This window comes from Tolumonas auensis DSM 9187, assembly GCF_000023065.1.
Taxonomy (GTDB): Bacteria; Pseudomonadota; Gammaproteobacteria; order Enterobacterales; family Aeromonadaceae; genus Tolumonas; species Tolumonas auensis.
On record NC_012691.1, the window covers coordinates 2,548,965 to 2,563,102 of the forward strand.

General features: G+C 51.4%; 14 protein-coding genes. 12 read left to right on the plus strand and 2 right to left on the minus strand.

Annotated features, from left to right (window positions below):
- The first annotated feature begins 33 nt into the window (after positions 1–33).
- The 3 genes from mnmA to purB are packed head-to-tail and all read left to right on the plus strand — an operon-like array spanning position 34 to position 3,176.
- A complete protein-coding gene (gene mnmA, locus TOLA_RS11820; protein WP_015879390.1) occupies positions 34–1,143 on the plus strand; it encodes a tRNA 2-thiouridine(34) synthase MnmA in 1,110 nt (369 codons plus the stop codon).
- 2 nt (positions 1,144–1,145) lie between these two features.
- Complete coding sequence (gene hflD, locus TOLA_RS11825; protein WP_015879391.1) at positions 1,146–1,769, plus strand: high frequency lysogenization protein HflD; 624 nt, start codon at positions 1,146–1,148, stop codon at positions 1,767–1,769.
- A gap of 36 nt (positions 1,770–1,805) precedes the next feature.
- Positions 1,806–3,176: an adenylosuccinate lyase gene (purB, locus tag TOLA_RS11830; protein WP_015879392.1), complete on the plus strand. Its 1,371-nt coding sequence runs from the start codon at positions 1,806–1,808 to the stop codon at positions 3,174–3,176.
- Between the two features lie 72 nt (positions 3,177–3,248).
- Here purB and nifA read toward each other — a convergent pair whose 3' ends face one another.
- The gene (gene nifA / locus TOLA_RS11835) at positions 3,249–4,841 is read right to left on the minus strand and encodes a nif-specific transcriptional activator NifA (RefSeq protein WP_015879393.1); all 1,593 of its coding nucleotides are present in this window, start codon (positions 4,839–4,841) and stop codon (positions 3,249–3,251) included.
- On the minus strand, positions 4,838–6,364 hold the full coding sequence (gene nifL, locus TOLA_RS11840) for a nitrogen fixation negative regulator NifL (protein ID WP_015879394.1): 1,527 nt from the start codon (positions 6,362–6,364) through the stop codon (positions 4,838–4,840). The genes nifA and nifL overlap by 4 nt, the downstream gene beginning before the upstream one ends.
- A 344-nt stretch (positions 6,365–6,708) precedes the next feature.
- Between nifL and rsxA the strand changes: the two genes are divergently transcribed.
- The 9 genes from rsxA to TOLA_RS11885 all read left to right on the plus strand — a co-directional run bounded on the left by rsxA (position 6,709) and on the right by TOLA_RS11885 (position 14,056).
- A complete protein-coding gene (gene rsxA, locus TOLA_RS11845; protein ID WP_015879395.1) occupies positions 6,709–7,287 on the plus strand; it encodes an electron transport complex subunit RsxA in 579 nt (192 codons plus the stop codon).
- A gap of 10 nt (positions 7,288–7,297) precedes the next feature.
- Positions 7,298–7,849 (plus strand): RnfABCDGE type electron transport complex subunit B, encoded by a 552-nt coding sequence (locus tag TOLA_RS11850; RefSeq protein ID WP_015879396.1) that lies wholly within the window; start codon positions 7,298–7,300, stop codon positions 7,847–7,849.
- The gene (rsxC, locus tag TOLA_RS11855) at positions 7,842–9,293 is read left to right on the plus strand and encodes an electron transport complex subunit RsxC (protein WP_015879397.1); all 1,452 of its coding nucleotides are present in this window, start codon (positions 7,842–7,844) and stop codon (positions 9,291–9,293) included. The genes TOLA_RS11850 and rsxC overlap by 8 nt, the downstream gene beginning before the upstream one ends.
- Complete coding sequence (locus tag TOLA_RS11860; RefSeq protein ID WP_015879398.1) at positions 9,290–10,270, plus strand: RnfABCDGE type electron transport complex subunit D; 981 nt, start codon at positions 9,290–9,292, stop codon at positions 10,268–10,270. The genes rsxC and TOLA_RS11860 overlap by 4 nt, the downstream gene beginning before the upstream one ends.
- Positions 10,270–10,896 carry an electron transport complex subunit RsxG gene (gene rsxG / locus TOLA_RS11865; RefSeq protein WP_015879399.1) on the plus strand — a complete coding sequence of 209 codons (627 nt, stop codon included), beginning with the start codon at positions 10,270–10,272 and terminating at the stop codon, positions 10,894–10,896. Before TOLA_RS11860 ends, rsxG begins: the two co-directional genes overlap by 1 nt.
- Positions 10,897–10,898: 2 nt before the next feature.
- Entirely contained in the window at positions 10,899–11,585 is a 687-nt protein-coding gene (locus tag TOLA_RS11870; RefSeq protein ID WP_015879400.1) for an electron transport complex subunit E, read from the plus strand.
- Positions 11,582–11,842 carry an RnfH family protein gene (locus TOLA_RS11875; RefSeq protein WP_015879401.1) on the plus strand — a complete coding sequence of 87 codons (261 nt, stop codon included), beginning with the start codon at positions 11,582–11,584 and terminating at the stop codon, positions 11,840–11,842. Before TOLA_RS11870 ends, TOLA_RS11875 begins: the two co-directional genes overlap by 4 nt.
- A 147-nt stretch (positions 11,843–11,989) precedes the next feature.
- The gene (locus tag TOLA_RS11880; RefSeq protein ID WP_015879402.1) at positions 11,990–13,321 is read left to right on the plus strand and encodes an SLC13 family permease; all 1,332 of its coding nucleotides are present in this window, start codon (positions 11,990–11,992) and stop codon (positions 13,319–13,321) included.
- A gap of 198 nt (positions 13,322–13,519) precedes the next feature.
- Positions 13,520–14,056, plus strand: a complete 537-nt coding sequence (locus TOLA_RS11885) for a flavodoxin (protein WP_015879403.1) — start codon at positions 13,520–13,522, stop codon at positions 14,054–14,056.
- Positions 14,057–14,138: the final 82 nt, after the last annotated feature.

Below are 14,138 nucleotides of genomic sequence, written 5' to 3' on the forward strand. Positions count from 1 at the left end.
ACGCGTCGATTTTCCATCTTTACAGATATCCCGATGACAAACAACAGCCAAATCAAAGTCATCGTCGGCATGTCCGGCGGTGTAGACTCTTCCGTTTCAGCGTATTTGCTCCAGCAACAAGGCTATCAGGTCGAAGGCCTGTTTATGAAAAACTGGGAAGAGGATGATTCAGACGAGTATTGTTCTGCCGCGACCGATCTGGCCGATGCCCAGGCTGTTTGTGACAAACTCGGGATCAAACTGCATACCGTGAATTTTGCTGCAGAATACTGGGACAATGTATTTGAACTGTTTCTGGCCGAATACAAAGCCGGCCGGACGCCGAATCCGGATATTCTGTGCAATAAAGAGATAAAATTTAAGGCTTTTCTGGAATTCGCAGCCGAAGATTTAGGTGCGGATTACATTGCGACCGGCCATTATGTGCGCCGGGATGACAGCACGGGTCACCCCCGCCTGCTGCGTGGTCTGGATAACAACAAAGACCAGAGTTATTTTCTCTATACACTAAGCTCAGAACAGATAGCACAAAGTCTGTTTCCGGTCGGCGATCTGGAAAAACCGCAGGTTCGCGCCATTGCTGAACAGTTAGGTCTGGCGACAGCCAAGAAAAAAGACAGCACCGGCATCTGTTTTATCGGTGAGCGGAAATTTACTGAATTCTTAGGGCGTTATTTGCCCGCACAGCCCGGTGTTATCGAAACCGTCGATGGCAAAGTGATTGGTGAACATCAGGGCTTGATGTATCACACCTTAGGCCAACGCAAAGGTTTGGGTATCGGCGGACTGAAAGACGGCGATGAAAACCCATGGTATGTGGTGGACAAAGACGTTGCCCGTAACGTATTGATTGTCGCACAGGGTCATGATCACCCTCGCCTGTTCTCTGATGGCCTGATCGCGAAACAGCTGGATTGGGTTGATCGTCAGGTGCGTCGTGAGCCATTTGATTGCGTGGTAAAAACCCGTTATCGCCAGCAGGATATTCCCTGCCATGTGGAACCACTGGATGATGACACGATCAAAGTAACTTTTGCATCACCGCAGGCCGCTGTTACCCCCGGCCAGTCAGCCGTGTTTTATCTGGGTGAAGAGTGTCTTGGCGGCGGTATCATTGAACAACGATTCTCCGGGAGTGTGTAGCCATGCAACATAAGCAGGCAATGCAAACAATGGCGCTGGCAGCTGTCTGTCAGGCCGCCTGGTTAGTACAGCAAGTCGCCCGTAATGGCAGCTGCGATGAAGAGTCCATGCGTTGTTTACTGCAGGGCGTTCTGATCACAGACCCCAACAACGCGGAGTCTGTTTATCCGGATCGCACATTATTACGTGAAGGTTATAAAACGCTGGTAGAACAGCTGGGTAATAACCGGAACCCGAAAAACGTTGAACTGACACGCTATGTCATCGGTATGGTGGCATTAGAACGTAAACTGAGTGGCAAACGGCGCGTATTGTCTGCGCTGGCTGAACGGGTTAGTCAGGTGAAACGTCAGGCTTTTCATTTTGATCTGCTGACGGATACCGTTCTGAGTAATCTGGCCGGGATCTACAGTGATCAGATCAGTAACCTGGGTCCCCGCATTCAGGTTTCCGGTGCACCGCTTTATCTGCAGCAACCACAGGTGCAACATAAAATCCGTGCGTTGTTGCTCGCCGGGATCAGAGCCTGTGTGCTCTGGCGACAACTGGGAGGTCGTCGCCGTCAGATCCTGTTCTTCCGTAAAAAAGTCATTGCCGCTGCCGAAGCTGCATTGCGCCAACTTTAATTTTATCAGAGACCGAAAGTGTCGAGGAGTGATGTGATGGAACTGTCAGCCCTGACTGCTGTTTCCCCGATTGATGGTCGTTATGGTGATAAATGTACCGACCTGCGGCCGATTTTTTCTGAATACGGCCTGTTGCGCTTCCGTGTGGAAGTGGAAGTGCGCTGGTTACAACAGTTAGCAGCCCACCCTGGCATCCCGGAAGTTCCGGCGTTTTCTGCTGCAGCGAATGCGCTGCTGGACAGCATTGTCAGCGATTTTAACGAAGCCGATGCAACCCGGATTAAAACCATCGAGAAAACCACCAACCACGATGTGAAAGCGGTGGAGTATTTCCTGAAGGAAAAAGTAGCGGTCAGCGAAGAACTGAATGCAGTAACTGAATTTATTCACTTTGCCTGTACGTCAGAAGACATCAACAACAACTCTCATGGTCTGATGCTGAAAGCAGCCCGTGAAGACGTGATTGCCCCTTACTGCGAAAAACTGATCACAGCAATGAAAGATCTGGCGCATAAGTATCGTGCCGTGCCAATGCTGTCACGTACCCATGGTCAGCCAGCTTCCCCGACAACGTTGGGCAAAGAAATGGCGAACGTGGCGTACCGTCTGGAACGTCAGTACAAGCAGATCATGGCGGTTGAGTTCCTCGGCAAGATCAATGGCGCCGTCGGTAACTACAACGCTCACATCAGCGCTTACCCGGAAGTGGACTGGCATGCATTTGCTGAGCAGTTCGTGACCGGTTTAGGTCTGACCTGGAACCCGTACACCACACAGATCGAGCCGCATGATTATATCGCCGAACTGTTTGATGCGATTGCCCGCTTTAACACTATCCTGATCGACTTCGATCGTGATATCTGGGGTTATATCTGCCTGGGTCACTTCAAACAACGCACCATTGCCGGCGAAATCGGTTCATCCACCATGCCGCATAAAGTTAACCCGATTGACTTCGAAAACTCCGAAGGCAACTTAGGTATGGCGAACGCGCTGTTTGATCATCTGGCCGCTAAACTGCCTATCTCCCGCTGGCAGCGTGACCTGACGGATTCAACCGTCCTGCGTAACCTGGGTGTGGCTGTGGGTTACTCGCTGATTGCTTATCAGGCGACACTGAAAGGTATCTCCAAGCTGGAAGCGAACGAAGGCAACATGGCTGCCGATCTGGACAGCAACTGGGAAGTGCTGGCTGAACCGATCCAGACGGTGATGCGTCGTTACGGTATCGAGAAGCCTTACGAGAAGCTGAAAGAGCTGACCCGTGGCCGTCGCGTTGATGCTGCCGGTATGCGTGAGTTCATCGACACTCTGGCGCTGCCGGAAGAAGTGAAAGCTGAGCTGAAGAAAATGACACCGGCGAATTACATCGGCCGTGCTGTACAACTGGTCGATGAACTGAAATAAGTTCTGACTGGTGTAAAGAGTGATACCCAGAGGCATGCATTGGCATGCCTCTGTTGTTTCTGCGGAAAGGTATTACATGCGCCGCATATTGATATTCATGATCTGAATGCGATAAGCGATTTGTCGTGGCGTCATCCCCAGTAAGCGGGCTGCTTTGGCCTGTACCCAGCCGCATCGTTCCAGAGCCGCAATCAGGCGCTGACGTTCGTCCAGTTGTGGATCATTGAAATCAACGTCAGTCACAATCGCGGGTTTATTAACCGCGGCAAGTGTATTCATGCCTGTCTGCGGACGATCATTGGTATGGAACAACACCACATCACGATCGATAAGACCAGTTTCTGACATGATGGACGCACGTTCGAGACAGTTTTCCAGTTCACGCACATTACCCGGCCAGTCATGACTCAGCAGCATCCGGATTGCACCATCGCTGATTTGGATCTGACGTCCCTGTTTTTCTGAAAGTTTCTGTACCAGAAATTTCGCCAGTTCCGGCACATCTTCCAGACGTTCACGCAAGGCAGGTAACTGGATTGGCATCACGTTCAGACGGTAATACAAGTCTTCACGGAAATTGCCTTTGCGGACTTCATCTTCCAGATTACGGTTGGTAGCAGTGACAATACGCACGTCGACTTTCAGTGTATCTGTGCCCCCTACCCGTTCCATTTCCCCTTCCTGCAGAATACGCAGTAACTTAGCCTGAAACGGAGCACTGATTTCGCCGATTTCATCAAGGAACAAGGTGCCGCCGTCTGCCATTTCAAAACGGCCTTTACGCTGTTTCACCGCCCCGGTAAACGCCCCTTTCTCATGACCGAACAGTTCACTTTCCAGCAAGCTATCCGGCAAGGCGGCACAGTTCAGTTTCACAAACGGCCCGTTCACACGTGGCGAGTTGTAGTGAATCGCGTTGGCAATCAGTTCTTTACCAGTACCACTTTCGCCACGCACCAGCACGGTGGTATCCCATTTCGCGACCTGACGGATAGAATCGAAGATCTGACGCATGGACTGGGTCTGGCCGACCATATTGTCAAAACCGTACTGACTGCGAACTTTGCGCCGCAGGCTGTCACGCTCGGTTTTAATCGCTTCATGTTCACTGTGTACCTTGCCGATCAAACGGACGGTCTGACCGATCAAATTGGCCACCATTTCCATGAAACGGGTTCTGGCTGGCAATTCAGACTCATCAGCTGATTGCGGTTGTGCCGCCAATACGCCGATGGGCTGACTGTCAGCGCCCGGGATCGGCACGCAGATAAACGGCAGACCATAATCGTACAGATTCAGCCGATCCAGAAAGCGTGGATCATCGGCGACCCGCGGGATCACCAGTGAGTGTCCCTGATGCATAACGGTGCCCATAATGCCTTCGCCCATGCGGTAGCGGACACTTTTTACATCCTTAACCACTTCCGCATCAATGCCATATACCGCCTGAATAAATAAGGCACTCCGGTTGTGATCAAACAGAGATACCAGGCCATATTGCATATGGGCAATGTCACTCAGCGTTTGCAGCATACTGCGCAGTGTCTCTTCCATATCCAGTGAGCGGCTGAGCACAATACTGATCTGATGTAAGGCATTCAGCTGTTGCTGCATGCTGAGACTTTTACTACCGCTTGAAGAAAACAGGCTGGTTTGTGTACTCATTTTTTATCCTCCCTGATAATGCCGCACAAAGGCAGCCTGAGCCGAATGCAACTCCCCCCTAAATCACTCGTTTCCACCTCGATCACTCCCCTATGATCGTTAACGATATTCTGAGCAAAACCCAGTTCCATCATGTCGTTACGTTTATCACCACTGTCTGTCTGCGGTTGTAATAAACGGTGTGTCGCTGTAATAAGTGGCGCGTCTCCGCTATCGTGCACTTCCAGATAAAGTTCCTGTTCTTTCTGATAAGCACAGAGCTTGAGCTGAGCGGCTGATTGTTCAGCAACGGATTGACAGGCCCGATCGAACAACAGACACAAACCTGTCAGCAGACGGGTTCGTTGCATGAACAGCTTCGGTAAATCAGGCGCGATATCGATTTGCATCAGAACATCAAGATGCTCGAGTCGCAGCACCTGCATATCATGCAAATCAGCAAATAAACTGGTTAAGTCGAAACCGGATGATTCTTCTGTTTTCGTTGCCGGACGGTAAAGTTCCAGGCGCTTCAATGCTTCGCGACCAGCCTGGAGTGCCGTGTTGATAGCAATTGCCGCACGGCTGTCCGTATCAGATTCAAGCCGCAAGGCGGCCTGCAGCATATTCAGTGGTGCCTGACTCTGGATCATGGCGACATCCAGCGTTTCCCGGATAGCAGAGAACAGCGTTTGTTCTTCCACCTGCATCCGCAATTGTTCCAGTCTGGATTGCTCCATCTGCTGACGGCGCTCCGTCTGATCCGTGATCATCAATAACGAACAAGGATGCTTGCCATCACCGAAATAAAGTCCCGCTTCTTCGTTTAATTCGGACAACGGCTGGATGTTGATGCTGAACCAGCGCTGACGACCACGGATCGTCAGTGGCCATAGATGATCACGTTCCGGACGATGTTGTCCGGGAATAAAGCCAAGAGCGGTAAAAGGCTCCATACCACGCAGATCGGTACGCAGTGTTTTATATGTCAGGTTATCCAGCACGACCTGATGATGTTCATTCAGCACGGCGATAGCCGTTGGCGCGGCATCCAGCACCGCTTCAATCATCGCTTTCTGATTGTGGACCCGCTGTTCCAGCGCAAACTGATCACTGATGTCGCGGTGCATGCCGAGAAAATGCGTGATTTTACTGTCGCCGTTCAGCACAGGCGTGACGGTAACCTCCGCCAGGTACAGAGAGCCATCTTTCCGTTTATTAATCAGACATCCGGTCCACGGCTGATGCTGTGTCAGCTGATGCCACATTGCCTGATAACGCGATTTCGGCGTTTGCTGACTGGCCAGAATATTGTGGTTCCGATATTGCAGCTCTCCACGCTTGTAGCCGGTCAGGCGACAAAAGGCAGTATTGCAGTAGAGGATATTGGCTTTCGGATCAGTGATGGATATACCAACTGATGATTGTTCCACCACACCATAGAACAGCTCCATCGGCAGCAGTGATACCATTTGCTGCAAACTGGCACTATTGATGCAGACCGCACCGGTAGTCTCAGGGGTGTAGTTTTGCAGGATAGTCATATCCTCTCCTTCATGCGCTAAATCAGTTGCTGTGAGCAATCAGACAATTTGTCGGTCTTGATGAATCTGTGCTGTGGTTGTCGCCAGCATATCCGGTTAAAGCAAAAGTCATTCCGTTTAACACGATCAGCAGACCGATTTGTCATATCCGGCACAAAACCACACAAAAATCAGGTTTATTGCAACAAAATGGGGTGGCGTTGTCCGCTTTAACTCAATAAAAAGCCGTTATTGTCAGATCCGGGTGCCTTGTTATGGTGCACCGGTTCAATGTGATGCAGACCACACTTTTTGGCATATCTTTCGCATTTTCCCTGTATCTGGGTTTGAAAGAGGCAAACGGAATGCGTGATCTGCTGCTAATCATACTGGCCAACGGGCTGGTCAATAATGTGGTGCTGTCCCGGTTTCTCGGGCTGTGCTCATTTATGGGGGTTTCCAATAAGGTGTCGTCAGCAATCGGTATGGCGATGGCGACGACCTTTGTTCTGACGATGGCAACCGGTGTGGGCTGGATCATTGAACATGCGGTGCTGGTTCCGTTGGGACTGGAATATCTGCGTCTGCTGAGTTTCATCATGGTTATTGCTTCTCTGGTTCAGCTGACCGAGCTGTTTATCGCCAAACAGAGCCCTGAGTTACACCGTACGCTGGGGATCTTCCTGCCATTGATCACCACGAACTGCGCCGTACTAGGCGTGTCACTGCTGACAATTCAGGAAAACCTGAACTTCATTCAGGCACTGGTTTACGGCCTCAGTTCTGCCCTGGGATTTTCACTGGTGATCATTCTTTTTGCCGGTTTACGTCAACGTCTGGAGAAATCGGTGTTACCTGATCTCTTCCACGGCACCCCAATCAGTTTTATTACCGCGGGCATTCTGGCAATGGCATTTGCCGGTTTCGGCGGCCTGGCCGGTTAAGGAGGCAGAGATGCTCACATTACTTTATTTATTAGCGATTCCGCTGATTGCCGCTGGCATCGGTTATGCGCTGGGGTATGCCGCTATTCATCTGAAAGTGGAAGGTGATCCGCTGGTTGATGAAATCAGTGCCTTACTGCCAAACGGTCAGTGTGGTCAATGTGGTTATCCCGGTTGTACTCAGGCCGCGAAAGCGATGGCCTGTGGCGAAGCTGCACCGGATGTTTGCCCTCCCGGTGGCGATGCACTGGCCCAGAAAATAGCCGCGGTATTAGGCGTGTCACTGGATAGCAGTGGTTCAAAAGGCCCACAGGTGGCAGCCATAGATATGGACGGCTGCGATGGTTGTGGCCGCTGCATCAAACAATGCAGTTACGATGCGATTGTCGGTGCAACCCGACAGTTACATGGCGTGATTGCCGATGCCTGTACCGGTTGTGGTGCCTGTGTTGCTGTCTGTCCGCATAACGGAATATCGCTGTATCCGGACCCTGCATTTATGAGCCGGGTAACGAAGCCGGGTGTGATCCAAACAGCCACTCTGGAGGTGAAAAATGCTTAAGGCCAGAATTCGTCCGCATGGTGGTATTCATCCGGACAGCCATAAACAACTGACCAGCCAGAATCAGGTTATTCCGATGCAGGCACCATGGCGTTTGATTTTACCGCTCAAACAGCATGCCGGTGCGCCTGCGTTACCTGTTGTTGCGGTTGGCGACACCGTGAAAGCCGATCAGTTAATAGCGAAAGGAAACGGGCGTTTCTCTATGCCTATCCACGCCCCATTAGCGGGTGTGATCAGTGCGGTGGATCAGAACAACATCACCATTAAAGTGGATGTACAGAATCCGCGGAACAATGCAGGGAACACGGCGCGCGCCAATAATACACTGTCCCGGGAAGAGATGATCAACCTGGTAGAAGAGGCTGGCATTGTCGGTATGGGCGGGGCTATGTTCCCGACTTCAGATAAATTGCGCCTCAGCATGCATTACCTGATCGACACGCTGATTATCAATGGCAGTGAATGTGAACCTTATCTGACCTGTGATGATCGTCTGATGCAGGAACAGGGGGATCGCATCATGGGTGGCATCCGTTATCTGCAGCAAATTACGCTGGCGGATAAGGTGTTCATCGGTATTGAAGAAAACAAACCGGAAGCCATCGCCGCGATGGAAGCCTTATGTAAGGCAGAAAAAAACATGCAGGTTGTCGGCCTGCCTGCGCTGTATCCGATGGGTTCGGAGAAGCAGTTGATTGAAGCAGTCACTGGTCGTCAGGTACCGAGTGGTAAATTATCTGCCGATGTTGGTGTTCTGGTACAAAACGTGGCCACCAGCATCGCCATCTTTGAAGCGCTACGTTTTGGCCGTCCGCTGACACATCGCGTGATCACGATTTCCGGTGATGCGGTGGAAGTACCAAGTAACGTGATGGCGCCTGTCGGCATGCCGATCTCTGAGATTGTGGCACAGTGTGGTGGTCTGAAATCGACGCCGGCCCGCATTGTACTGGGCGGCCCGATGATGGGACGCGCCATCACGGATATCCACGCCCCTGTCACTAAAGGCACCAGTGGTGTGCTGCTGCTGACCGAGGATGAATTACCCAATCCGAAAGCCAGTGCCTGTGTGCGTTGTGGCCGTTGCATCGGGGCTTGCCCGATGAGCCTGACGCCACTGGATATGGTGGCTGAACTAAAAGTCGACAACTTTGGCAAAGCCGCTGAGATGGGCGTGATGGATTGCCTATTATGTGGCTCCTGTGCCTATGTCTGTCCGGCTGCCATCCCGCTCACCCAATATTTCGACTGGGGCAAACAGGAAGTCAGCAAAATCCGGCTTTCCGAACAAAAAACATCCCGAACCTGTCTGAACAGCGCCGCCCGTCGTGAACGGATGGAACGTGAAGCAGTAGAAAAAGAAGCCGCTAAAGCTGCAAAAGCCGCTACTCGCCGGCCGTCACGCCGTAGCAGTGCATCCGCGACAGAGGAGTCCGCATGATGATCTTACGTGCCCCCCATGCCCATGAAGGCATCTCAATCAAGAAAGTGATGTTCAAAGTGAACATTGCACTGTTGCCGGCGGTGTTACTGGGAATACTGCAATTTGGTATGCCCGCGCTGTTTCTGGTGGTTACGACTATCCTCAGTGCACTCGCATGTGAGGTGATTTCACTGAAATTAAATCCGCGGGCTCAGGGTAAAATCAATGATGGTGCTGCCATTCTTACGGCCCTGATTCTGGCGATGAGTCTGCCACCGCATGCGCCGCTCTGGCTGGGTGCGCTCGGCTCTGCGTTTGCTATTTTCTTCGGCAAACAGGTGTATGGCGGTTTAGGCCAGAACCTGTTTAACCCGGCGATGCTGGCCCGTGTCGTATTGCTGATTTCATTTCCGGTTGAAATGACCAAATGGATCACGCCCAGTGCATTCTATGACGGCATCTGGTACAAGATGGGCGTCGATGGTGTCTCCGGCGCGACCACGCTGGGTCTGAGCAAGGAAGGCGCAGAAACCGGCTTTCACTGGCTGTCACATGTGTTGGGTACCAGCACCGGCAGTCTGGGTGAAACCTCGGCCATGCTGATGCTGCTGGGTGGTGTCTGGCTGATCCATCAACAAGTATTCACCTGGCATGTTCCGCTGGCGACGCTTGCCGGTTGTCTGCTACCCGGCACCGCAATGTGGCTGTCCGATCCGGCTGCGATCCCCGAACCACTGGCGCAACTGACCAGTGGCGGGCTGCTGATGTGTGCCTTCTTCATTGCCACCGATCCGGTGACCACCCCGACCAGTAACCGCGGCAAGCTGATTTTTGGTGCCGGCACCGGCTTCCTGATCTTCGTCATCCGCGCTTTCGGTAATTTTCCGGAAGGTGTGGCCTTCTCCATCCTGATCATGAATGCCGTAACCCCATTGATTGACCAGTACACCCGTCCGCGGATGTATGGCTACGGCCTGAAAACGGAGGAAAAATAATGAATCAATCCGTCGCTTTACCTGTCAGAGAACAGCCTTACTATCAGGCATTTCTGCTCAGCCTGTTTGCTCTGTTTGTCTGTGGTGCGGTCGCTGCATTTTCAGCAATGACCAAAGAATCCATCCTTGCCAGAAGCATTGAAGATACTCAGCGCCAGCTGGTACAGGTGTTGCCACAAAGCTTGTACGACAACATGCCCAGTCAGGAAGAGATCACCCTGACACTGGGTGGCAAACCGGTACATTTCTTCCGTGCCCGTAAAGGTGGTGCCGGTTCCGGTGTCGCTCTGTTCGCCGAAACCAGTGGTTATTCCGGCGTGATCCGCATTTTACTGGGTATTGATGCCAACGGTTCACTGACCGGTGTCCGGGTATTAAGTCATACCGAAACACCCGGCCTCGGTGATGCGATCGACCTGAACAAAAGCCAGTGGGTTTTAAGTTTTAACGGTAAATCGCTGCAGCAGCCAGACGAGAAAGGCTGGCATGTGAAAAAGGATGGCGGCCAGTTCGATTCATTTACTGGCGCCACCATTACCCCACGAGCTGTGGTGAAAGGCGTACATGAAGCGTTGCAGTTATTCCAACGCCACCAGAACGAATTTCTGGATCGGAAAGGGAGTTGATCATGAGCACTAAAAACGTATTTACTAATGGCTTATGGAAAGAAAACGTCATCTTTACGCAGTTGCTGGCACTCTGCCCACTGATGGCGGTAACCACTACCGCCACTAATGGTCTGGGTATGGGCGCTGTAACTACGCTGGTTTTAGTCGCATCAAACCTGCTGGTGTCGTTGATTCGTTCTATCGTGCCTAACCAGATCCGCATACCCATCTTTACCCTGCTGATTGCGGCACTGGTGACACTGGTTGATCTGGGTATGAATGCCTGGATGCACGATTTGCATAAAGTGCTGGGCTTGTTCATTGCCTTGATCGTGGTGAACTGCGCCATTCTCGGTCGTGCCGAAGCCTATGCCATGAAAAATCCGCCGGTTCTGGCCATGTTAGATGGTTTAGGTATGGGGCTCGGGTTCACCCTCTCCATGACCATCATGGGTGGTTGCCGGGAAATTCTCGGTAGCGGCACTCTTTTTTCCGGTGCCTCACTGCTGTTAGGCCCGCATTTCAAATTTATGGAATTACATGTCCTGCCGGGCTACCACGGCTTTCTGCTGATGCTGTTACCGCCAGGCGGTTTCATCATGATGGGCTTATTGCTTTGTGCCATCCGGATAAGCAAACGTCTGTTAGCCGGGAAAAATGCACCCGCTACCACTACACCTGCGACTGAGGGAGGTTGCCACGTATGAAAATCAGTGTCGCACATGCTCGCGGAGCAAAAGGAAACTGGTATCAGCTTGATTTGCCTGAACCCGTCACCGCGCAGGAAGCATTACAGGCTTCACCCGTCTTTCAGCATTATCCAGATCTTGATCTGGATACACATCGCATCGGTATTTTTGGCAAATTCTGTGCGGCTGATACAGTATTAAAAGCAGGTGATCGGGTTGAAATATATCTGCCGGTACAGCGTCAGGCTGACGAAGATGAAGACGATGATGCATAGTTTTGTCGGTGATCATGCCGCCTCATGATATTTACTGCTATATAACGATGCTTTCAAAAAACACATTAAAGCTGGATGCTATTTAAAAGCATAAGCAGTAAACAAACTACGTATTTTCCGGTTGTAGAATACAAGGATGATCTTTCAATGAAAAAAACTAACACAGGTAAAAATGTCGGTTCCTGGCTATTTTTGCTGACCGCACTTCTCTTTCCGGCTCTGGCGACTGCCGCCGATGGCGGTTCGATGCTAACCATTGCCGGGATAAGACTCGAATTCGTCCTTTTCGCAGCCACATTACTCGGCGTTGCATTGTTCCACCATTACACCATGTGGGTTGCGCTGACAGGGCTGGCAGCTATCCTCGCCAGTAAATATTTGTTCCTAAATGACTTTTCTTTTATTCATCACATCATTGGTGGTAATGGCCACGAAGGTGAATGGCGGATCCTGCTCAACCTGCTCGGTCTTCTGTTTGGCTTCGCAATTCTGGCCAAACATTTTGAAGAGTCAGATCTGCCAAAAATATTGCCAAAATATCTGCCGGATGACTGGAAAGGCGGATTTACGCTGCTGGTGATGATCTTCGTGATCAGCGCGTTTCTCGACAACATTGCCGCAGCCATGATTGGTGGCGCAATTGCTTTCGTGGTTTTCAATAAACGTGTGCATGTCGGTTATCTCGCGGCTATTGTCGCGGCCAGTAATGCCGGTGGATCCGGCTCGGTGGTTGGCGATACCACAACGACACTGATGTGGATCGACGGTGTGAACCCACTTGATGTAGTGCATGCTTATATCGCTGCAGCTACTGCACTGGTGTTGTTTGGTGTAATCGCCTCGCTGCAGCAGGACAAATACCAGCGTATCGTCAAGGACGCGCAGATTAATGCGACCGTCGAATGGCCTAAATTAGGTATCGTCGCGCTGATTCTGGTGTGTGCGATCGTAACTAACTATGCGTTTGACTTCCCGGCACTGGGTGTCTGGGTCGCGATCCTGCTTGGTTCTTTCGTAGTTAAGACCCCTTGGGACGAGCTGAAAAATGCCGCCTCAGGCACCGTATTCCTGATGGGACTGGTCACCTGTGCATCCCTGATGCCTGTTGATGAACTGCCACCAGCATCCTGGGTAACTACTTTCTTCCTCGGTTTCGTATCTGCGGTCTTTGACAATATTCCACTCACCAAACTGTGTCTGGAACAAGGCGGTTACGATTGGGGTGTTCTGGCTTATGCCGTTGGTTTTGGTGGTTCCATGCTGTGGTTCGGCTCATCAGCCGGGGTTGCCCTCTCCAACATGTACCCGGAAGCCCGTTCTGCCGTGAACTGGGTGCGTCAGGGCTGGCATGTGGCGGTATCTTACGTTATTGGCTTCTTTGTCTTGCTGGCTCTGTCAGGCTGGAATCCTCATGCCCCCCATAAGACAATGCAGGAAAACGTAGTGCAGCAACAGGTTACTGTTTCGCCGAACGCGTAAAAAGGCGATACCCACAATGAAGGCCACCCTCCCCGGTGGTCTTTTTTTTGCGCTTTTGTCGCAGATTGTGAGGTTTATCACAAGCCAAACCAAGCCAATAAATAAATAAATCCTTTATTTTCATGCTGTTAAAATAAATAAAGCGGCGGCACTGTTCCTGCATCATTAAGAAAAACACCGTATTCAAGGAGACACACCATGGCTAAAGTCGGCATTTTCTTCGGCAGTGACACAGGTAAAACCCGCAAGGTAGCAAAACTGATTCAGGACGCGTTCGCCAGTGATGATGTGGCGGCACCGGTGAATATCAACAAAGCCAGTATTGATGATCTGCTGGCCTATGATTACCTGATTCTGGGCACACCAACACTGGGCGATGGCGCGTTGCCTGGCCTGGATTGTGACTGTCAGGCAGAAAGCTGGGCAGAATTTGTTCCGGAACTTGAGTCGGCTGATCTGGCTGGCAAGAAAGTGGCGCTGTTTGGTTTAGGCGATCAAACCAGCTACGGTAATGCTTTCGTTGATGCGCTGGGCGAACTGTATGACGTCGTTTCTGAAGCAGGCGCGTCTGTGGTGGGTTTCTGGCCAAACGAAGGTTATGAATTTAACAGCTCTAATGCACTGGATGGCGATGATTTTGTCGGTCTGGTCATTGATCAGGACAACCAGTCCAGTCTGACACCTGAACGTGTTAAGACCTGGGTGGCATCCCTGAAATCTGAATTTGCACTCTGATACTACTGTTCACTACTCGTCACGTTTTGAGCCGCAGATTCCTGCACCTGCGGCTCTTTTTTTCCCGCTGATCCATCTGCGC